22 protein-coding genes are annotated in these 20,492 nt (G+C 56.7%); 8 read left to right on the forward strand and 14 right to left on the reverse strand.

Annotation, left to right across the window (positions count from 1 at the left end):
- Positions 1 to 174 precede the first annotated feature (174 nt).
- Genes WFN75_RS15380 through WFN75_RS15395 form a run of 4 tightly spaced genes read left to right on the forward strand, consistent with a single transcriptional unit; the run spans position 175 to position 4,206 of the window.
- A complete protein-coding gene (locus WFN75_RS15380; protein ID WP_040074276.1) occupies positions 175 to 1,173 on the forward strand; it encodes an ABC transporter substrate-binding protein in 999 nt (332 codons plus the stop codon).
- Positions 1,173 to 2,210 (forward strand): FecCD family ABC transporter permease, encoded by a 1,038-nt coding sequence (locus tag WFN75_RS15385; protein WP_327061485.1) that lies wholly within the window; start codon positions 1,173 to 1,175, stop codon positions 2,208 to 2,210. The genes WFN75_RS15380 and WFN75_RS15385 overlap by 1 nt, the downstream gene beginning before the upstream one ends.
- Positions 2,210 to 2,971, forward strand: a complete 762-nt coding sequence (locus tag WFN75_RS15390) for an ABC transporter ATP-binding protein (protein WP_263617475.1) — start codon at positions 2,210 to 2,212, stop codon at positions 2,969 to 2,971. Before WFN75_RS15385 ends, WFN75_RS15390 begins: the two co-directional genes overlap by 1 nt.
- 14 nt (positions 2,972 to 2,985) lie before the next feature.
- Positions 2,986 to 4,206: an MDR family MFS transporter gene (locus WFN75_RS15395; RefSeq protein WP_233800749.1), complete on the forward strand. Its 1,221-nt coding sequence runs from the start codon at positions 2,986 to 2,988 to the stop codon at positions 4,204 to 4,206.
- Positions 4,207 to 4,209: 3 nt separating this feature from the next.
- Here the strand turns inward: WFN75_RS15395 and WFN75_RS15400 are convergent, their stop codons facing one another.
- Positions 4,210 to 4,554 carry a nitrous oxide-stimulated promoter family protein gene (locus WFN75_RS15400; RefSeq protein WP_040074271.1) on the reverse strand — a complete coding sequence of 115 codons (345 nt, stop codon included), beginning with the start codon at positions 4,552 to 4,554 and terminating at the stop codon, positions 4,210 to 4,212.
- Positions 4,555 to 4,741: 187 nt separating this feature from the next.
- On the opposite strand from WFN75_RS15400, the gene WFN75_RS15405 reads away from it, so the two are divergent.
- On the forward strand, positions 4,742 to 4,972 hold the full coding sequence (locus WFN75_RS15405; RefSeq protein WP_263617474.1) for a type I toxin-antitoxin system SymE family toxin: 231 nt from the start codon (positions 4,742 to 4,744) through the stop codon (positions 4,970 to 4,972).
- 113 nt (positions 4,973 to 5,085) lie between these two features.
- Positions 5,086 to 7,647, forward strand: coding sequence for a DNA mismatch repair protein MutS (gene mutS, locus WFN75_RS15410; protein WP_212476379.1), 2,562 nt, complete (start codon positions 5,086 to 5,088; stop codon positions 7,645 to 7,647).
- 495 nt (positions 7,648 to 8,142) lie between these two features.
- On the opposite strand, the gene WFN75_RS15415 is transcribed toward mutS, so the two are convergent.
- Positions 8,143 to 9,036: a LysR family transcriptional regulator gene (locus WFN75_RS15415; protein WP_207292315.1), complete on the reverse strand. Its 894-nt coding sequence runs from the start codon at positions 9,034 to 9,036 to the stop codon at positions 8,143 to 8,145.
- A gap of 105 nt (positions 9,037 to 9,141) precedes the next feature.
- On the opposite strand from WFN75_RS15415, the gene WFN75_RS15420 reads away from it, so the two are divergent.
- The gene (locus tag WFN75_RS15420; RefSeq protein WP_336996451.1) at positions 9,142 to 10,353 is read left to right on the forward strand and encodes an MFS transporter; all 1,212 of its coding nucleotides are present in this window, start codon (positions 9,142 to 9,144) and stop codon (positions 10,351 to 10,353) included.
- Positions 10,350 to 10,727 carry a DUF4440 domain-containing protein gene (locus WFN75_RS15425; RefSeq protein ID WP_212476386.1) on the forward strand — a complete coding sequence of 126 codons (378 nt, stop codon included), beginning with the start codon at positions 10,350 to 10,352 and terminating at the stop codon, positions 10,725 to 10,727. Before WFN75_RS15420 ends, WFN75_RS15425 begins: the two co-directional genes overlap by 4 nt.
- 52 nt (positions 10,728 to 10,779) lie before the next feature.
- Here the strand turns inward: WFN75_RS15425 and rpoS are convergent, their stop codons facing one another.
- From rpoS to cysD, 12 genes are all read right to left on the reverse strand, one after another.
- Positions 10,780 to 11,772: an RNA polymerase sigma factor RpoS gene (gene rpoS, locus WFN75_RS15430; protein WP_039029959.1), complete on the reverse strand. Its 993-nt coding sequence runs from the start codon at positions 11,770 to 11,772 to the stop codon at positions 10,780 to 10,782.
- Positions 11,773 to 11,832: 60 nt separating this feature from the next.
- Positions 11,833 to 12,957 carry a murein hydrolase activator NlpD gene (gene nlpD, locus WFN75_RS15435; protein ID WP_040074263.1) on the reverse strand — a complete coding sequence of 375 codons (1,125 nt, stop codon included), beginning with the start codon at positions 12,955 to 12,957 and terminating at the stop codon, positions 11,833 to 11,835.
- Positions 12,958 to 13,073: 116 nt separating this feature from the next.
- Positions 13,074 to 13,700: a protein-L-isoaspartate(D-aspartate) O-methyltransferase gene (locus WFN75_RS15440; protein ID WP_040074262.1), complete on the reverse strand. Its 627-nt coding sequence runs from the start codon at positions 13,698 to 13,700 to the stop codon at positions 13,074 to 13,076.
- Positions 13,694 to 14,455, reverse strand: a complete 762-nt coding sequence (surE, locus tag WFN75_RS15445) for a 5'/3'-nucleotidase SurE (protein WP_336996452.1) — start codon at positions 14,453 to 14,455, stop codon at positions 13,694 to 13,696. The genes WFN75_RS15440 and surE overlap by 7 nt, the downstream gene beginning before the upstream one ends.
- Positions 14,436 to 15,485, reverse strand: a complete 1,050-nt coding sequence (gene truD, locus WFN75_RS15450) for a tRNA pseudouridine(13) synthase TruD (RefSeq protein WP_040074260.1) — start codon at positions 15,483 to 15,485, stop codon at positions 14,436 to 14,438. The genes surE and truD overlap by 20 nt, the downstream gene beginning before the upstream one ends.
- Entirely contained in the window at positions 15,482 to 15,961 is a 480-nt protein-coding gene (gene ispF / locus WFN75_RS15455; RefSeq protein WP_207292320.1) for a 2-C-methyl-D-erythritol 2,4-cyclodiphosphate synthase, read from the reverse strand. Before ispF ends, truD begins: the two co-directional genes overlap by 4 nt.
- Entirely contained in the window at positions 15,961 to 16,671 is a 711-nt protein-coding gene (ispD, locus tag WFN75_RS15460) for a 2-C-methyl-D-erythritol 4-phosphate cytidylyltransferase (protein WP_040074258.1), read from the reverse strand. The genes ispF and ispD overlap by 1 nt, the downstream gene beginning before the upstream one ends.
- Positions 16,672 to 16,689: 18 nt before the next feature.
- Positions 16,690 to 17,001: a cell division protein FtsB gene (gene ftsB / locus WFN75_RS15465; protein ID WP_040074257.1), complete on the reverse strand. Its 312-nt coding sequence runs from the start codon at positions 16,999 to 17,001 to the stop codon at positions 16,690 to 16,692.
- Between the two features lie 167 nt (positions 17,002 to 17,168).
- Positions 17,169 to 17,492, reverse strand: a complete 324-nt coding sequence (locus WFN75_RS15470) for a DUF3561 family protein (RefSeq protein WP_046886152.1) — start codon at positions 17,490 to 17,492, stop codon at positions 17,169 to 17,171.
- A 50-nt stretch (positions 17,493 to 17,542) separates the two neighbouring features.
- Complete coding sequence (cysC, locus tag WFN75_RS15475) at positions 17,543 to 18,148, reverse strand: adenylyl-sulfate kinase (RefSeq protein WP_212476393.1); 606 nt, start codon at positions 18,146 to 18,148, stop codon at positions 17,543 to 17,545.
- On the reverse strand, positions 18,148 to 19,572 hold the full coding sequence (gene cysN, locus WFN75_RS15480) for a sulfate adenylyltransferase subunit CysN (RefSeq protein ID WP_263616801.1): 1,425 nt from the start codon (positions 19,570 to 19,572) through the stop codon (positions 18,148 to 18,150). The genes cysC and cysN overlap by 1 nt, the downstream gene beginning before the upstream one ends.
- A gap of 9 nt (positions 19,573 to 19,581) precedes the next feature.
- Positions 19,582 to 20,490: a sulfate adenylyltransferase subunit CysD gene (gene cysD, locus WFN75_RS15485; RefSeq protein ID WP_040074253.1), complete on the reverse strand. Its 909-nt coding sequence runs from the start codon at positions 20,488 to 20,490 to the stop codon at positions 19,582 to 19,584.
- Positions 20,491 to 20,492: the final 2 nt, after the last annotated feature.

A 20,492-nucleotide genomic window follows, 5' to 3' on the forward strand; every position in this document is an offset into this window, starting at 1 on the left:
TTTCGCCTCGCCCCCTTCCGCCCTTACAATACCCAATGATTTCATAGCGTTATTGTCATTCATTGACACCAAATATATTACATTGTATAAAGCTTCGCCATAATAATGAGTTTCATTTACATCTTGCTCACCACCAGGGCAGCGCAACATAAAATTAATGAAGGATAGCGTTCCATGAAAAACATCATCAGCGCAGTAGGATTGTTCCTCGCCACTGCGGGCTCCGCCTTTGCGACCACTTATCCGCTGACGATTGAGAACTGCGGCTATAAAGAGACGTTTACAAAAGCACCGGAACGCGTCGTCGCCCTGGGCCAGAATACCGTTGAAATTTTGCTGTTGTTGGGATTAGAGGATCACGTCGTAGCCAGCGCTTTCTGGCCAACCAAAGTCCTGCCGGAACTGGCGGCGAAAAACGAAAAAATCAAAACGCTGACGGTCGAAATCCCGGGTCTCGAATCTATCCTCGCCCAGAATCCGGACTTCGTACCGGCACAGCTTCCGCTGCTGCTGGGGCCAGAGAGTAAAGTTGCCAAACGTGAAGACCTGCAGACAGTAGGCGTTAACAGCTATATGTCACCCGGCATGTGCGCTACCAAAAAAGACATTGGTGATATGTACGGCAGCCGTCAGAAACTCTGGGACATGACCTTCCTTTATAAAGAGATCGAAGACTTCGCAAAAATCTTCAACGTAGAAGATCGGGGCCAGGCGCTGATTGCCGACTTCAAAAAACGCGAAGCCGATCTGCGCACTGAGTTCAGCAAAAATAAAAAAGACCTGTCGTTCGTCTTCTGGTTCTCAAGCTCCTCCCCCTCCTCTGATGCCTATGTCGGCGGTAAAAATAGCGCGTCCGGCTTTATCGCCAATGTGCTGGGTGGCCATAATGCCATCACCTCTGAAACGGAATGGCCGACCGTGGGCTGGGAAAGCATTATTGCTGCCAACCCGGACGTGATTGTTGTTTCTAGCCTTGATCGCAACCGTTGGGCGCTGGATAGCGCGCAAGAGAAGATTAAATTCCTGAAAAGCGATCCGGCCGTCAGCCAGCTCGACGCCGTGAAAAAAGGGCATATTGTCGTTATGGACGGCCAGGCGATGAACCCTACCATCCGTACGATTTACGGTGCTGAGCAGGTGGGTGAGCAGCTCAGAAAGCTGGGGCTGAATTGATGACAGCAGTGGTGCAACAACGTCGACAAGGCCTGCTGCTTACCACCTCGTCCGTGCTGGCTGTTGTGCTTTTATTGCTGGTGATTGCGCTGGGCGTAAGCGTGGGGGAGCTCTCTATCCCCCTGCAAACCGTCTACTACGCGATTGCTAACAAAGCCGGGCTGACCAACGTTCCCCTGAACCGTATCTACGAGAGCGTGATCTGGGATTTCCGTCTTAGCCGCGCTCTGGTGGCGGCGTGCTGCGGTGCCGGGCTGGCTATCTGCGGTGCCGTGCTGCAAAGCTTGCTGAAAAACGCCCTCGCTGAGCCCTACGTGCTTGGCGTCTCTGCCGGGGCTTCTACCGGGGCGGTATCGGTCGTGGTTCTCGGCATTGGCTCCGGGGCCGTCACCCTCTCGGCGGGCGCCTTTGCCGGCGCCTTTTCAGCCTTTGCCTTTGTCGCCTTTCTGACCAACGGCGCGCGTGGCGGCAATGAGCGCACGATACTGGCCGGGGTCGCGGCCTCTCAGTTGTTTAACGCCATCACGGCATACACCATCAGCACCTCCGCCAGCGCTCAGCAGGCTCGCGACGTTATGTTCTGGCTGTTAGGCAGTTTTAGTGGCGTGCGCTGGCCGGAATTCCAGCTGGTATTAGTCGTGGTATTGCTGGGGCTGGCGATTTGTCTCTATTACTCCCGCGCGCTGGATGCCTTTACCTTTGGCGACGATGCCGCCGCATCGCTGGGGATCGCCGTACCGCAAGTCCGTTTGCTCTTGTTTACCGTCACCGCGCTGATTACCGCCACCATCGTTAGTATGGCAGGCTCGATCGGTTTCGTTGGGCTGGTGGTGCCCCATATGATGCGCTACTTCTTTGGGCCTCTGCACCGTACGCTTCTGATTGCCAGTGCGCTGGCCGGGGCGATTCTGATGGTGCTGGCCGATATCGCCTCCCGCATGCTGATTGCGCCGCAAAGCCTGCCGGTGGGTGTCGTCACGGCCCTGGTGGGAGTACCCTTCTTCGCCGTCATTATCTACCGTTCAAGGAATAAGTGATGAGTATCACCGCCGATAACATTACCTGGAAGGTAGGCAAAAAGGTCATCGTCAATAACGTCTCGCTCCGGGTCACGCCGGGGCAGACGGTCGGCCTGCTGGGGCCAAATGGCTCGGGCAAATCCTCTCTGCTGCGCGTGCTTGCCGGGCTTCGCCGCCCTCACGCGGGCACCGTCGCTCTGGATGGCAATAACATTGCACGTATCAATAAAAAGCAGCTGGCGCGGCGCGTCGCCTTTGTTGAACAGCACGGCATGACCGACGCCAACATGCAGGTACGTGACGTCGTTAAGCTCGGACGTATTCCGCACCATACGGCGTTTTCCGGCTGGAACAGCCACGATGATGCCACCGTGAACGCGGCGCTGGAGCGGGTGGATATGCTGGAAAAAAGCACCCAGGGCTGGTTAAGCCTCTCCGGTGGTGAACGGCAGCGTGTGCACATTGCCCGGGCGCTGGCGCAAACCCCCAGCGAGATCCTGCTTGATGAACCCACCAATCACCTGGATATTCACCATCAAATGCAGCTGATGCAGTTGATCAGTGAACTGCCGGTCACCAGCATTGTGGCGATCCACGATCTTAATCATGCCTCGATGTTTTGCGATGCGCTGATTGTTATGCAGAAAGGGCAGATTGTTGCCACCGGCTCACCCCAGGCGATCCTCACCGAAGATCTGCTGTGGGACGTGTTCCGCGTGAAGACGAAAATTGAAATATCGCCATTTCATGGCAAGAAACATATCCATTTCCTCGTCTGATGCCAGGTAAGCCCATGCTCTCTTTGCGCCCGGCAACACAACTCTGGCCGCCGGTCTTACTGGGCAGCCAGTTTGTGTTCAACATCGGCTTTTACGCCGTTGTCCCCTTTCTGGCGATCTTCCTGCGCGATGACATGCAGCTCTCCGGCGGGCTGATTGGTCTTGTCCTGGGGTTACGCACCTTCTCCCAGCAGGGGATGTTTATTGTAGGCGGTGCCCTCTCTGACCGCTTTGGCGCGCGTAGCGTTATCCTTTGCGGCTGCCTGGTGCGGGTGGCGGGTTACTTGCTGCTGGCGCTGGGTGACTCCCTCGGGGCGATAATCCTCGGTGCCTGTCTGACGGGCATTGGCGGTGCACTCTTCTCCCCTTCCATTGAAGCCCTGCTGGCCAAAGCGGGCACGCGTAGCGAAGCGGAAGGCAAACGCAGCCGTGCGGAGTGGTTCGCACTGTTTGCGGTTTGCGGTGAGTTGGGTGCTGTGCTCGGACCCGTAGCAGGCGCACTGCTGGCGGGGATCGGCTTTCGCCAGATAGCGCTGGCGGGCGCAGGAGTCTTTGTGGTGGCACTGATGGTGCTGCACTTTTGCCTGCCCACCTCCGCGCAGAAAAAACCATTACACATCACACCCTGGTGGACCACCTTCCGGCAGCCACGCTTTGTGGCTTTTATCATCGCTTACAGCGCCTGGCTATTGAGCTATAACCAGCTCTACCTGGCGCTCCCGGTGGAGATTCAGCGAGCCGGCGGCAGCGAGAAAGATCTTGGCCCGCTGTTTATGCTGGCCTCCGTGCTCATTATCGTTTTCCAGCTACCCCTGGCACGCGTTGCCCGCCGGGCCGGTGCGGTGCGCATTCTGCCCGTCGGCTTTGCCGTGCTGGCCGCTTCTTTCGTGAGCGTGGCTCTGTTTGCCAGCCATCCCCCGGCCGATGGCTGGCTGCGTCTTCTGCCGGCGGCCTGTTTCGTTACCCTACTGACTTTCGGGCAGATGCTGCTGGTGCCTGCTGCTAAAGATATCATTCCGTGGTTTGCCAGCGAGTCGACGCTGGGGGCACACTATGGCGCACTCGCCACCGCAGGGGGATGCGCCGTGCTGGCAGGGAACTTGTTGCTGGGCAGCCAGCTCGATTACGCCCTTACCCCGTCGCCCCAGGCGGTCTATCCCTGGCTGCAACTGGCCTGTTTCCCACTCTGCAGCGCCGTGGCGATGATATTTATCTGCCGGCCGGTTCGACGCTAAGCGCTACTTTTTGGGGCGGTACTTTTCGGGCAGCGGCGGGACAGGACGGCGGTCATCGATGAGGTGGCGTACGGTCAAAATCGGGTGACGCCAGAGCATGCGCGGCCCGGCCCAGCGCATGACCTGTTTCATCTCTTCCCGTTTCGCCGGCTGATAGCAGTGCACAGGGCACTGTTTACAGGCCGGTTTTTCTTCACCGAAAATACATTTATCCAGACGCTTGTCCGCATAGGCATTCAGCGCCTGATAATGCCCCTCTTCGCTTACAGCCTGAGGGCATTGCGCCTCATAGAGCGCAATCATTTTGCGGATGGTCTCCTTTTCGCGCGTAATGCGTTTTCCGGACATGTCAGCATACCTGTTTATAAGTTGCATCCATGATACCTCTTCATGCCGCACGTTTCAGCCTGATTTCATTTTTTGCATCCCGTTTTTGGAAGCAGTCTCGCAGCTCTGCGTTTGTCATCGGGTGATTTTACTGGCATTTTATACAGGTGTTTTTTTTTCTTCTTCAGGGCCAGGAAAGGAGTCCGCAATGACTGAACTGAATACTGTAAAACCGTCTCGTCATTTAACCGTAAGTTCTTATCGCAGACGTCACGAAGTTCGTCGGACCAAAGTGCCGAAAGGATACAGTCTGCACGCCGCGCTGAACCTGAAAGGCGACTGGCTGGAAGCGGCGGGTTTCAAAACCCACTCCCGGGTGCAGCTTAGCGTTGAGCAGGGCAAAATTGTGATTGAGCTGATGAACGAAAACTCGGCCTAAAGGGGCCACATTTTGCTGCGCGAGGTCATTTTTTCATGCGACAATAGCCTTAATTCATGACCATTGCGTCGCTTAAATCGTACTATTTTCAAAGAAATGGACATCATCACTCCATGACCACTACCGACAACTTAGACGCTCACACCCCGATGATGCAGCAGTATCTGAAGCTGAAAGCCCAGCATCCAGAGATCCTGCTGTTCTATCGGATGGGCGACTTTTACGAGCTTTTTTATGATGATGCGAAACGCGCATCGCAGCTGCTCGATATCTCGCTGACCAAACGCGGCGCCTCTGCAGGCGAGCCGATCCCGATGGCGGGCATTCCCCACCACGCGGTGGAAAACTATCTGGCGAAGCTGGTTAATCAGGGTGAGTCGGTAGCCATTTGCGAACAGATTGGCGATCCGGCGACCTCAAAGGGGCCGGTTGAGCGCAAAGTGGTGCGCATCGTCACCCCAGGCACCATCAGTGATGAAGCCCTGCTGCAGGAGCGGCAAGATAATTTGCTGGCCGCTATCTGGCAGGACGGCAAAGGTTACGGCTACGCCACGCTGGATATTAGCTCCGGGCGTTTTCGTCTGAGTGAACCGGCCGACCGTGAAACCATGGCGGCAGAGCTGCAGCGCACCAACCCTGCGGAACTGTTGTATGCCGAAGACTTTGCCGAGCTGGCATTGATTGAAGGTCGTCGCGGCCTGCGTCGTCGCCCCCTGTGGGAGTTTGAGATCGATACCGCCCGTCAGCAGCTCAACCTGCAGTTTGGCACCCGCGATCTCATTGGTTTTGGTGTCGAAAATGCGCCACGTGGCCTTTGCGCGGCGGGATGTCTGCTGCAATACGTGAAAGACACCCAGCGCACGGCTCTGCCGCACATCCGCTCTATTACCATGGAGCGCCAGCAGGACAGCATCATTATGGATGCCGCCACCCGTCGCAATCTCGAGATCACCCAGAACCTGGCCGGGGGCGTTGAAAACACCCTGGCCTCGGTGCTCGACAGTACTGTCACCCCTATGGGGAGCCGTATGCTTAAGCGCTGGCTGCACATGCCGGTGCGTGATACCGCAACGCTGGTCGGTCGTCAGCAGACTATTGCCGCCTTGCAGGATCGTTTTACCGAACTGCAGCCGGTTTTGCGCCAGGTAGGCGACCTCGAACGTATCCTTGCCCGTCTTGCGCTGCGCACCGCTCGCCCACGTGACTTAGCCCGTATGCGCCATGCCTTTCAGCAGTTGCCCACCCTGCGGGCGCAGTTGGCTGAGGTTGAGAGTGCGCCAGTACAAAAGCTGCGTGAAACCATGGGTGAATTTAGCGAGCTGCGCGAGTTACTGGAGCGTGCTGTGGTTGAAACCCCGCCGGTGCTGGTGCGCGACGGTGGCGTTATCGCACCTGGCTATAACGAAGAGCTGGATGAGTGGCGCGCGCTGGCAGACGGTGCAACGGATTATCTCGATAAACTGGAGATCCGCGAACGCGAACGCCTGGGCCTGGATACCCTGAAAGTCGGCTATAACGCCGTTCATGGTTACTATATCCAGATTAGCCGTGGGCAGAGCCACCTGGCGCCTATCCACTATGTCCGCCGCCAGACGCTCAAAAATGCCGAACGCTATATTATTCCTGAGCTAAAAGAGTACGAAGACAAAGTGCTGACCTCCAAAGGGAAAGCGCTGGCGCTGGAAAAACAGCTTTATGACGAGCTGTTCGATACGCTGATGCCGCATCTGGGCGATCTGCAGCTCAGCGCAAGCGCGCTGGCAGAGCTGGACGTGCTGGTTAACCTGGCGGAGCGTGCCGATACGCTGAACTACAGCTGCCCCACCTTTAGCGATAAGCCTGGCATTCGTATCACCGAAGGTCGCCACCCGGTGGTGGAACAAGTGCTCAATGAGCCCTTTATTGCCAACCCGCTTAACCTGTCGCCTCAGCGTCGTATGCTGATCATTACCGGCCCGAACATGGGCGGTAAAAGTACCTATATGCGCCAGACCGCGTTGATTGCGCTTCTGGCCTATATCGGCAGCTACGTGCCCGCGCAAAAAGTTGAGATCGGCCCCATCGATCGCATTTTCACCCGCGTGGGTGCGGCAGATGACCTGGCCAGCGGCCGCTCCACCTTTATGGTGGAGATGACCGAAACCGCCAATATTCTGCACAATGCGACGGAAAACAGCCTGGTGCTGATGGATGAAATTGGCCGCGGAACCTCAACCTACGACGGCCTGTCGCTGGCGTGGGCCTGCGCTGAAAGCCTGGCAAACAAAATCAAGGCGCTGACGCTCTTTGCAACCCACTATTTCGAGCTAACCCAGTTGCCCGAAAAGATGGAAGGGGTGGCGAACGTGCATCTGGATGCGCTGGAGCATGGGGATACTATCGCCTTTATGCACACGGTGCAGGATGGCGCGGCCAGCAAGAGCTACGGCCTTGCGGTAGCGGCGCTGGCAGGGGTGCCTAAAGAGGTGATTAAACGGGCACGGCAGAAACTGCGCGAGCTGGAAAGCCTGTCGCCAAACGCGGCGGCAACCCAGATAGATGGTACGCAGATGTCGTTGCTTGCGCCGGCAGAAGAGACGTCGCCTGCCGTTGAGGCGCTGGAGAATCTCGACCCGGATACACTGACACCGCGTCAGGCGCTGGAGTGGATCTACCGGTTGAAGAGCCTGGTTTAGGGCTCAGCGGTCTCCGGGCCGATTGACTCAGATCTGTAACCTATGTGACCGGTTCATACACGGCCGGTCCTCCTTGTCACGTTCACGGGTGGTGTAATGCCACACTCCGCTGAACATGAGGTGAACGGAACGATCCCACCGTGCTGACTAATCGGCATGACACCGAAGTTGCCGTTGTGCTTTGTCCATCTGTCACGACCGTTTTTCAGCGGCAGTTGTAGCGACGCGCCCAACGGCAACTCACCCGCAGTAACACATATCACTCTCTGGCAGCCAGAAGTGGAACCGCTGGCTCTCACCGTCATGACCATAAGCACAAGGCGATGCCGGCGAACCGGCGGAGCCGCAGAGAACCTGCCGCCTGGAAAATGGCGAGCATAATCATACCGACCATCATCGCTGCTTTCTCTTTTTATCCGCGCTTGGTGAGGGCGCTGGAAGGGTACCTTCACAGAGAAGAACCTGAGCGGTACCCGGCAAGCATCAAAATCAGGATCATAATGCGTTAACCCGGGTACGCATAAAATCAATAAACGTGCGCACCTTTGCTGAAACATGCTGGGCATCAGGATAGACCGCATAGATGCCCTGTTGGGCAAAAGTGTATTCCGGTAAAACGGGGAGCAGTTGCCCCTCCTCCAGCGCGCTTTGTGCCAGCCACGCAGGCAACAGCGCCACACCGCTACCGGCCAGGGCAAAGGCCATTAATGCCTGCGCGCTGTCCGCATATAATCGCGGGGCTTTTTTTATCTCCAGCATGACGCTCTCACCGGCAGCGTTACGTAGCTGCCAGCGCAGCGGTGAAGCGACGCGTTCATGAATGATCCAGTCAGCCTGAGCCAGCGCCTCTGGTGATCCCACAGGATGGGCCTGCAGCCACGCCGGGGATGCTACGGGCAAGATGGCAAACTGCGAAATCAGCGCGGCGTGGTAGCGCGAATCTGCAAGCGTCCCAAGCCGAATGGCGACATCAAAACGTTCAGAAATAAGATCCCTGTGCAGCGAAGATGATACCAGCCGCACGCGCAGCTCCGGGTGCTGAAGGCTAAATTCGGCCAGCAGGGGCACCACCACCTTCGCCCCATATTCGGGAGTGCTGGTAATACGCAGTTCCCCCGTCAGCCCGGCATGGTTGGCGCGCACATCATCCGCGAGTTTCTCCGCGTTCTGAAGCAGCGCCACGCTACGTTGGTAAAACAGCTCCCCGGCTTCGGTTAAGCGCAGCCGACGAGTGGATCGTAGCAGCAGCGTAACGCCCAGCTCATCTTCGAGCTGGCGAATATTGAAACTGAGAACCGCTTTTGTTAACCCCATAACATCTGCGGCAGCGGTAAAACTCCCGCTCTCCACCACCGCCACAAACATCCCTGTACGCTGCAAATTCAACATCGTCAGCCTTTTATTGTCAAAATTTTTTTGACAGTATATCGCGCTTTGTCGCGTTTATCTGTTCTCTTCCGCCCGCTACGATACGGCCTCACTGGAGGAGTTCCCATGACCTATCGCACCAGGGTTGCCGTTGTATTTTTGCTCGGTTTTTTTCTCGACCTGATTAACATGTTCATCGCCAGCGTGGCCTTTCCAGCAATGGGCCGGGCGTTTGACGCCACGCCTTCCGCACTTGCCTGGGTGAGTAATGGCTATATTGCCGGGCTAACGCTGGTCATTCCCTTCAGCGCCATGCTGGCGCGCCTGCTCGGCCCCAAACGCCTGATCCTGCTATCGCTTTTACTGTTTAGTACCGCTTCTACCGCCGCGGGGCTGGCGTCCACACTCGACAGCCTCATCGCCTGGCGCGTCGTGCAGGGGCTTGGCGGCGGACTGCTGATACCGGTTGGGCAGGCGCTGGCGTGGCAGCAGTTTAAGCCGCACGAACGTGCCAGGCTCTCTTCGGCGGTTATGCTGGTGGCGCTGTTGGCACCGGCATGCTCACCCGCACTGGGTGGCGTGCTGGTGCAGACGCTCGGCTGGCGATGGATATTTTTTGCTACTCTGCCCGTCGCTGCCCTCGCAATTACGCTGGCCTGGCTATGGCTTCGTGACGAGAAACCACAGCAGATCGTGACGCGACGACTGCTTCATCTCCCGCTGCTGAAAGATCCGCTGCTGCGGTTTTCTATGCTGGTCTACCTGTGCATTCCCGGCACGTTCATTGGCGTGAACGTGATAGGCATGTTTTACCTGCAAAGCGTCGCCAGACTGACGCCTGCCGAAACGGGGGCGCTGATGCTGCCCTGGTCACTGGCCTCTTTTGTGGCGATCGCATCAACCGGACGCTACTTCAACCGTCTGGGTCCCCGACCGCTGATTATCCTCGGCTCTCTTTTGCAGGCCACGGGAATGGCGCTTCTTGTCCCTGTCGGCCCGGAGAGCCCGCTCGCACTGCCGGTGCTGGCATTTACGCTTATGGGTGCGGGCGGTAGCCTGTGCAGCAGCACGGCGCAAAGCAGCGCGTTTTTGACCATCCCGCATGATGCGATGCCGGATGCCAGCGCGCTGTGGAACCTGAACCGTCAACTGAGTTTTTTTCTGGGGGCGTTAGTGCTGGCCGCGCTACTTAGCCTGGCGCAGCACTACCTGCCGCCGATTACGGCGTGGCACAGTACTTTTATTTTTGCCGCTGGCGTAACCTTACTGCCCCTGCTGACCGTTATTCGTCTTAACAATGCGAAGGTGCTGATGCAGCTTCAACAGGAGAAATCATGACCCCGTACGAAAAAGAAATTATTGATCTTCACGTTGCGCTCGAGCAGTGGCTTGGAGAAGGCGAAGGCGACATCACCGCCCTGCTCGCCCGCTTCCGGCCGGATTTTATGATGATTCCACCGGGCGGCACTCATCTGGACCATGCGGCACTGGCCGGCTTCCTGCAAAACCAGCGCGGCAGTCGCCACGGCCTGAAAATAGCTATCGATGAACTCGCTACGGTGCAGGAATGGGAAGGTGGCGCGGTGCTGCACTACCGGGAGACGCAAACCCGTCCGGACCAGCCTGTCAACGTACGTTGGTCAACCGCGGTGCTTAATCAGGAAGGCGCTGGAGTCACCTGGCGTCTGTTGCACGAAACGACGCAGGGGTAGCACAAAAGAAAAAGGCCCGTCTCACGACGGGCCTTTTTTGACGAAAGGGTAATTATTCGCGGAACAGCGCTTCGATATTCAGACCCTGCCCCTGCAGAATTTCACGCAGGCGACGCAGACCTTCTACCTGAATCTGACGAACACGTTCACGGGTCAGGCCAATTTCGCGGCCGACGTCTTCCAGTGTCGCAGCTTCATACCCCAGTAAACCGAAACGACGTGCCAGCACTTCACGCTGTTTGGCGTTCAGTTCGAACAGCCATTTAACGATGCTCTGTTTCATGTCATCGTCTTGCGTAGTGTCTTCCGGGCCGTTGTCTTTTTCATCGGCCAGGATGTCCAGCAGCGCTTTTTCGGAATCGCCACCCAGTGGGGTGTCAACCGAGGTAATACGCTCATTGAGACGCAGCATACGGCTTACGTCATCAACCGGTTTATCAAGCTGCTCGGCAATCTCTTCTGCACTTGGCTCGTGGTCCAGCTTATGGGACAACTCGCGTGCAGTACGCAGATAGACGTTCAGCTCTTTCACGATGTGAATCGGCAGGCGAATCGTACGGGTTTGGTTCATGATTGCCCGTTCGATGGTCTGTCGAATCCACCAGGTTGCGTAGGTTGAGAAACGGAACCCACGTTCTGGGTCAAACTTCTCAACAGCACGGATAAGCCCCAGGTTACCCTCTTCAATCAGATCCAGCAGAGCCAGACCACGATTGCTATAACGACGGGCAATCTTCACAACCAGACGCAAGTTACTCTCAATCATGCGACGGCGTGAGGCTACGTCACCACGCAATGCACGGCGCGCGAAATAAACTTCTTCTTCGGCTGTTAACAGTGGGGAGTAACCAATCTCCCCAAGGTAAAGCTGAGTCGCGTCAAGCACACGTTGTGTGGCGCCCTGCGATAACAGCTCTTCTTCAGCTAAATCGTTATCACTGGGTTCCTCTTCTACTAAGGCTTTTTCATCAAAAGCCTCTGCTCCGTTCTCATCAAATTCCGCGTCTTCATTTAAATCATGAACTTTCAGCGTATTCTGACTCATAAAGGTGGCTCCTACCCGTGATCCCTGAACGAAACATCCTGACTGGCATGTCTCGTCAAATTATCGCTGCGGCAAATACTGCAGCGGGTTTACGGATTTCCCCTTGTAACGAATTTCAAAATGCAAGCGTGTAGAACTGGTTCCGGTGCTACCCATGGTAGCGATTTTTTGCCCCGCCTTAACTTCTTGTTGTTCCCGGACCAGCATCGTATCGTTATGGGCGTAGGCACTCAGGTAATCATCGTTGTGTTTGATGATAATAAGATTACCGTAACCGCGAAGTGCATTACCGGCATACACAACACGTCCGTCTCCGGTCGCGATGATAGCCTGTCCTTTACTCCCCGCGATATCGATCCCTTTATTTCCCCCCTCGGAGGAAGAGAAGTTCTCGATAACCTTGCCGTCAGTCGGCCAGCGCCATGAAGAGATCGGCGAGCTGGACGTTACACTGCTGGCAGTGGGCTCGGTAGAGCTAACCACAGGTGCCGTAACCGGTGCTGTGACAACGGTCGCAGTACCCTTATTATTCGGCAACATCTTGTTAGCACTCTGTTCACCTGAGTCCTCAGAATACGTAATTACAGGTTGTGAAGCAACCACTGTGCTTGATTTTTGTGCAGGGGTCACACTGTTATTTTGCGCGGTGACGTCGGCCGCAGAAACGCTGTTACCCGGCGTCAGAGGTTTACCGGTGGCATTGCCCACCTGCAGCGTTTGGCCTACTTCCAGTCCATACGGGGCTTGTACGTTGTTTCGCTGGGCGAGATCGCGGAAATCGTTCCCGGTGATCCACGCGATATAGAACAGGGTATCGCCGCGCTTAACGGTATAGGTGCTGCCACCGGTATAGCTGCCTTTCGGAATGTTCCCATACTTGCGGTTATATACTATGCGGCCATTTTCGGTCTGAACAGCTTGTTCCACTGGCTGAATCTGCGTCGGCTGGACAACAGGACGTTGAACAGGCTGGATCTGCGGAGTTTGCTGCGCTGTAGAGTTACCCATCTTTGGTGGAGGAGTAATCAGCATTCCACTGGATGTGTTACCTGAACCGCTATTGCCGCCAACTGAGCTCACCGGCGCAGGGGGATTGTTTGAATTAGAACAACCAGCCAGCCAGAGTGAAACCAGTGATAATGCCGCGACACGGCTGATGGTGAATTTTGGGCTTCCCGCGCTCATTTATCCCCCAGGAATGTGTTAACTACCAGTGACTTAATATTATCCGTGTTGGCACGAATCTTTTGCGCCCCACGATACGCTGAATTGGCCTGAATAACCCTGGAAAAATCTGAGTCTCAGGCCAGCTCCCCCTTTACGAGAGGGACAAAGCGCACGGCTTCCACGGTATCGATGATAAATTCGTCGCCGCGCCGACGAACACGCTTTAATAGCTGCTGTTCATCGCCCACCGGCAAAACGAGAATACCGCCCTCATCCAGCTGCGATAGCAGTGCTGTCGGGATTTCGGGCGGTGCCGCCGTGACAATGATGGCGTCGAACGGGGCGCGTGCCTGCCAACCCTGCCAGCCATCGCCATGACGTGTTGAAACATTATGTAAATCAAGTTGTTTGAGGCGACGACGCGCCTGCCACTGCAACCCTTTAATGCGCTCCACTGAACAGACATGGTGCACCAGGTGCGCCAGGATCGCGGTCTGGTAGCCAGAACCGGTGCCAATCTCCAGCACCCGGGACTCCGGTGTCAGTTCCAGCAGTTCGGTCATGCGGGCAACCATATAGGGCTGCGAAATTGTCTGCCCCTGCCCGATGGGCAACGCGACGTTTTCCCAGGCTTTGTGCTCAAACGCCTCATCGACAAACTTCTCGCGCGGTACCTGAGCCAGGGCATCAAGCACCTTCTCATCGGTAATGCCCTGAGCACGTAATTGATTCAGAAGGCTTTGTACACGTTGACTTACCATTGCTCGTTCACCCCGGCACGATCCAGCCAGCCTGACACCACATCCTGCGCGCTGTAAGCGGTTAAATCTACGTGCAGTGGTGTAATCGAGACATAGCCTTCATCAATGGCAGCAAAATCGGTATCGGGCCCGGCGTCGCACTTCTCGCCCGGCGGCCCGATCCAGTAGAGCGTATTACCACGCGGATCCTGCTGTGGGATGACCTGGTCCGCCGGATGGCGGCTACCACAGCGGGTAACGCGTATGCCTTTAATCTGGTCGAGCGGTAAATCGGGCACGTTGATATTCAGGATCCGCCCGGTGCGCAGTGGTTCACGGCTCAGGGCACGTAAAATCGTGCAGGTGATGGCAGCGGCCGTATCATAATGCTGGTGACCATTGAGTGAGACCGCCAGGGCCGGAAAACCGAGATGACGGCCTTCCATTGCGGCGGCAACGGTACCCGAGTAGATGACATCATCGCCCAGGTTTGGCCCGGCGTTGATGCCGGAGACCACCACATCCGGTCGCGGACGCATCAGGGAATTCACCCCAAGGAAGACGCAATCAGTCGGTGTGCCCATCTGCACGGCAATGTCGCCGTTATCGAAAGCAAAGGTGCGAAGCGATGACTCCAGCGTTAATGAGTTAGAGGCACCGCTGCGGTTACGATCGGGAGCAACAACCTGAACCTCTGCGAACTCGCGCAGATGCCTGGCCAGTGTCTGTATGCCTGGGGCGTGGATCCCGTCATCGTTACTCAGCAATATTCGCATAGTCACCCGAAGTGTTGATAAGTTCCCTGACAACACTGGTGGCAAAGCTACCTGCCGGCAGCCAGAATCGTAACTCAAGCGTTACGTCATCCCACCAGTTCCAGTTCAACTGTTGCGGATAGAGCAGCATCGCCCGGCGTGCCGCTTCCACTTTTTCCCGCACCAGCAAAGATTGTAATTCCTGCGCATCTGCCACAGCAGATTGCTCCGCGCTCAGCGCGTCGCCCACACTTCCCCACTCTCCGGAGCCCGGAAGCGGTGCGGTAATCATCAGCGTTTTGTTTCCGACGCGCGTCTGCAGGTCGGCCATCTCTTCAGCCGTGGCCACGAACCAGCTGCCGCGCCCCGCTAATTGTAGCGCATCGCCGACAACAACTTGATTCGCGTCTGGTTTTTTCAGCCTTTCACTCACAATCTGATTAAACAACGCACTGCGGGCCGCAGACAACCAAAAACTGCGTTTATTCCTGTCGCGAACCGGCGCGTTACTCTGCGCCCAGCGTAGCGCCCCCTGCAGATTACTGCCGCCAATGCCGAAACGCTGCGCACCAAAGTAGTTAGGCACGCCCTGGGCGCTGATGGCTGCCAGACGTTTTTCGACATCGGCGCGATCGCTGACTTCACGCAGCACCAGCGTAAACGCATTTCCTTGCAGGGCACCGAGGCGCAGTTTGCGTTTATGGCGGGCGTACTCCAGTACCTTACAACCTTCAAGCTCAAACTTACTGAGATCCGGCATCGAATTGCCCGGAACGCGCGCGCAGAGCCACTGCTCTGTGACGGCATGTTTATCTTTTTGCCCGGCAAAGCTCACTTCACGGGCATGAATCTTCAGGAACTTTGCCAGTGCGTCGGCCACGAAACGGGTGTTACAACCATTTTTCAGGATCCGCACCAGGATATGCTCGCCTTCCCCATCCGGCTCAAAGCCGAGATCTTCCACCACCACGAAATCTTCCGGGCTGGCTTTTAGTAAACCCGTGCTTTGCGGCTTACCGTGCAGATAAGTGAGGTTGTCGAATTCGATCATTTTGCCGCCTTCACCAGCAGGGCTACTGCTTCGCAGGCAATGCCTTCACCACGGCCAGTGAAGCCCAGCTTCTCGGTGGTGGTGGCCTTGACGTTGACATCATCCATGTGACAGCCGAGATCTTCAGCGATAAACACGCGCATCTGTGGGATATGCGGCAACATTTTGGGTGCCTGCGCGATGATGGTGACATCGACGTTGCCAAGGGTAAAACCTTTGGCCTGAATACGGCGCCAGGCTTCACGCAGTAGCGCGCGGCTGTCGGCCCCCTTGAATGCCGGGTCGGTGTCCGGGAAGAGTTTGCCGATATCACCCAGCGCCGCCGCGCCCAGCAGCGCGTCGGTTAAGGCATGGAGCGCCACGTCGCCATCAGAATGGGCCAACAGTCCTTTTTCGTAGGGGATGCGTACGCCGCCAATGATAATTGGGCCTTCACCGCCAAAGGCGTGTACGTCAAAACCATGTCCAATTCGCATTATGCCTTCTCCTGAGGGGTCGAACGGGTAAGATAAAATTCCGCCAGCTGTAAATCTTCCGGTCGCGTCACTTTGATATTATCAGCGCGTCCTTCAACCAGAGTGGGATGGAAACCACAATACTCCAGCGCCGATGCCTCATCGGTAATGGTTGCACCCTCATTCAGGGCGCGCGTCAGGCAGGCGTGGAGCAGCTCGCGAGGGAAAAATTGCGGGGTCAGCGCGTGCCACAAATCAACGCGCTCTACGGTATGGGCAATGGATGCAAGGCCTGGTTCAGCGCGCTTCATGGTGTCACGCACCGGCGCGGCCAGAATGCCCCCGACCTTGCTGGTCTCGCTAAGCGCCAGCAGTCGCGCCAGATCGTCCTGATGCAGACAAGGGCGCGCCGCATCGTGCACCAGCACCCATGCGGCCTCACCGGCGGCCTGAATACCGGCCAGCACCGAGTCGGCGCGTTCTGCGCCGCCATCAACGACCGTAATTTGCGGGTGGTTTGCCAGCGGGAGCGCGGCAAAGCGCGCATCGCCTGGGCTGATGGCGATCACCACCCGGGACACCCGCGGGTGCGCCAGCAGCGCCGCCACGGAGTGTTCAAGAATGGTTTTATCGCCAATTGAGAGATACTGCTTAGGACACTCTGTCTGCATGCGTCGGCCGAACCCGGCGGCCGGTACAACGGCGCATACGTCCGTAAAAGTTACTGCCATGTCGTCATCCCGGGCTAATTATCGATTGTTTTGTACAGAGCCCTGGTTGCGTTTAGACGCATCCGGAACCAGACGATAGAAGGTTTCGCCCGGCTTAGTCATACTGAGTTCATTGCGTGCACGTTCTTCAATCGCCTCTTGCCCGCCATTGAGGTCATCAATTTCGGCAAAAAGTTGATCGTTGCGCGCTTTAAGTTTAGCGTTTGTCGCCTGCTGTGCCGTCACGTCATCGCTGACGCGACTATAGTCGTGAAGGCCGTTCTTACCGAACCACAGCGAATACTGAAGCCAGACCAGCAAAGCCAGCAACAGCAGCGTAAGTTTACCCATCCTGCCCCCTGAAAAACGGCATCATCATCCCATAACTTTCCCCACGACTCTACTCTGGGGCTACAGAGATGCCGCAACATCGCGGGCAAATGTACCACATTTTTTCCGCAGATTCGCGCCAGCACACCATTGCACATAGTTGGTTACGGTTTGAATTATGGCTGAACTTATCCCATGAGCCACAAAAATAACAGCCCGAACAGGACGACGACCGTCACAATGGTGATGATGGCGCTATAAAGCAGTCTGCCATCCAGCAGCGAGTGCAGCGCAATGCCGACCACAACCGCGACGGGCATCAGCGCCAGGAAGAAAGGCCAGGTATAGAGGAAGAAAAACAGCGTGTTACTGCCGTAAATCAGAAACGGAATGCCCAGCGCCATAAGCCACGAGATAAAGCCGACGATCGCCCCAGGGAAAGACCAGGTCGTCTCGTCGTTAGTCGCTACTGTTTCCGACCTGGTGATAATGTAATTTTCGCTGTTACGCATCGCTAATCCTGTACCATGACACATCGGGGAAGCCTAAGCCCGATACCGTCTCAGGATCTGATAATATCGCCCTGTCTGAGCAGGTCTAATAATTGGCCTACTAAATTTGTTACCAATTGTTGACCTTGCAGGTGAATTTCAGGCGTTTCAGGCGCTTCGTAAACGGCATCAATTCCGGTGAAGTTTTTCAGCTCGCCCGCGCGCGCTTTCTTATACAGGCCCTTCGGATCGCGCTGCTCACATACGGCCAGCGGCGTATCGACAAAGACCTCCAGAAAACGGTCGTTACCCACGCGCTCGCGTACCATCTGCCGCTCGGCGCGGTGCGGAGAGATAAAGGCCGTCAGGACCACCAGCCCGGCGTCGGCCATCAGGCTGGCCATCTCACCGACCCGGCGAATATTCTCTTTGCGATCATCATCGCTAAAGCCCAGATCGCGACACAGGCCGTGGCGTACATTGTCGCCATCAAGCAGATAGGTGCTGACCCCCGCCTGGTGAAGCGCCTCCTCCAGCGCCCCGGCAACGGTCGATTTACCCGAGCCCGAAAGCCCGGTAAACCACAACACAACCCCACGGTGACCGTGGAGTTGTTCGCGTTGCGCGACGGTAACCGGATGAGGATGCCAGACGACGTTCTCATCATGTTGCGCCATTACTTGCCTCCCAGCAGATCGCGTGCGCCCCAGTGTGGGAAGTGCTTGCGCACCAGCGCGTTCAGCTCCAGTTCAAAGGCACTGAGTTCAGAGACGACGGCAGCCTCTTCATTAGGCTGGCGTACCATACCCGCGCCTACCGTGACGTTCGTCAGACGATCAATGAAGATCAGACCGCCCGTGACCGGATTCTGCTGATAAGCGTCCAGCACCAGCGGTTCGTCGAAGGTGAGATCGACCAGACCAATACCGTTCAGCGGCAGTTCAGTGACATCGCGCTGAGTAAGATTATTGATATCCACCTGGAACTGAATACCGTCCACGCGGGCACGGGTCTTCTTGCCCGCGATTTTAATGTCGTAGCTCTGGCCTGCGGTCAACGGCTGTTCAGCCATCCACACCACATCCACGGCAGCGCCCTGCACCGCTTTTACCCTTTCCTGGGCATCCACCAGCAGGTCGCCACGGCTGATATCAATTTCGTCTTTTAGTACCAGAGTTACGGCTTCACCCGCCCCCGCTTCCTGGAGATCGCCATCGAAGGTCACAATGCGGGCGATGGCCGATTCCACGCCGGACGGCAGCGCTTTAACGCGCTGGCCTACCTGCACAGAGCCGGACGCCAGCGTGCCAGAGAAGCCGCGGAAGTCGAGGTTCGGCCGGTTGACATACTGCACCGGGAAGCGCATTGGCTGGGTATCGACCACACGCTGGATCTCTACGGTCTCGAGTACTTCCAGCAGCGTCGGGCCGCTATACCAGGGCATATTTGCGCTCTGGGAGGCGACGTTATCCCCTTCCAGCGCCGAGAGCGGCACGAAACGGATATCAAGGCTGCCCGGCAACTGCTCGGCAAAGGTCAGATACTCTTCACGAATACGGTTGAACGTCTCTTCGCTGAAGTTCACCAGATCCATTTTATTGACCGCCACCACCAGGTGTTTGATCCCCAGCAGCGTGGAGATAAAGCTATGACGGCGAGTCTGGTCCAGCACCCCTTTACGTGCATCCATCAGCAGAATGGCCAGGTCGCAGGTGGAGGCACCAGTCGCCATGTTGCGGGTGTACTGCTCGTGCCCCGGGGTATCGGCAATAATAAATTTGCGCTTTTCGGTGGAGAAGTAGCGATAGGCCACGTCAATGGTGATGCCCTGCTCACGCTCCGCCTGCAGGCCGTCCACCAGCAGCGCCAGGTCGAGCTTTTCGCCCTGAGTCCCATGACGCTTGCTATCGTTATGCAGCGACGAGAGCTGATCTTCATAAATCTGGCGTGTGTCGTGCAGCAGGCGGCCAATCAGGGTGCTTTTCCCGTCATCGACGCTGCCGCAGGTCAAAAAGCGCAGCAGGCTTTTATGCTGCTGAGCATGCAGGTAGGCTTCAACCCCGCCTTCGTCGGCAATTTGTTGTGCAATTGTGCTGTTCATGGCGGCTCCTTAGAAATAACCCTGACGTTTCTTCAGCTCCATGGAGCCTGCCTGGTCGCGGTCAATGACGCGGCCTTGTCGCTCGCTGGTGGTGGAGACCAGCATCTCTTCGATGATCTCCGGCAGCGTTTGCGCGTGAGATTCCACCGCGCCGGTCAGCGGCCAGCAGCCGAGGGTACGGAAACGCACCATCTGTTTTTTGATCACCTCACCCGGTTGCAGGTCGATACGGTCATCATCAATCATCATCAGCATGCCATCGCGCTCCAGTACCGGACGCTCTGCGGCCAGGTACAGCGGAACGATTTCAATATTTTCCAGATAGATGTACTGCCAGATATCCAGCTCGGTCCAGTTGGAGAGCGGGAAGACGCGAATGCTTTCGCCCTTGTTAATCTGGCCGTTGTAGTTGTGCCACAGCTCCGGACGCTGGTTTTTCGGGTCCCAGCGGTGGAAACGATCGCGGAAGGAGTAGATACGCTCTTTCGCGCGGGATTTCTCTTCGTCACGGCGCGCGCCGCCGAAGGCCGCGTCAAAACCGTATTTATTCAGCGCCTGCTTCAGCCCTTCGGTTTTCATGATGTCGGTATGTTTGGCGCTGCCGTGCACGAACGGGTTAATCCCCATCGCCACCCCTTCCGGGTTTTTATGCACCAGCAGCTCACAGCCGTAGGCTTTGGCGGTGCGGTCACGGAATTCATACATCTCACGGAATTTCCAGCCAGTGTCCACGTGCAGCAGCGGGAACGGCAGCGTGCCTGGATAGAACGCTTTACGCGCCAGGTGCAGCATCACGCTGGAATCTTTGCCGATGGAGTACATCATCACCGGATTGGAGAACTCGGCGGCCACTTCGCGGATGATATGAATACTTTCCGCTTCGAGCTGCCGCAGGTGAGTAAGTCGTTTTTGGTCCATAA

Origin of the sequence: Leclercia sp. UBA7405 (assembly GCF_037152215.1) — a bacterium.
Classification (GTDB): domain Bacteria; phylum Pseudomonadota; class Gammaproteobacteria; order Enterobacterales; family Enterobacteriaceae; genus Enterobacter; species Enterobacter pneumoniae.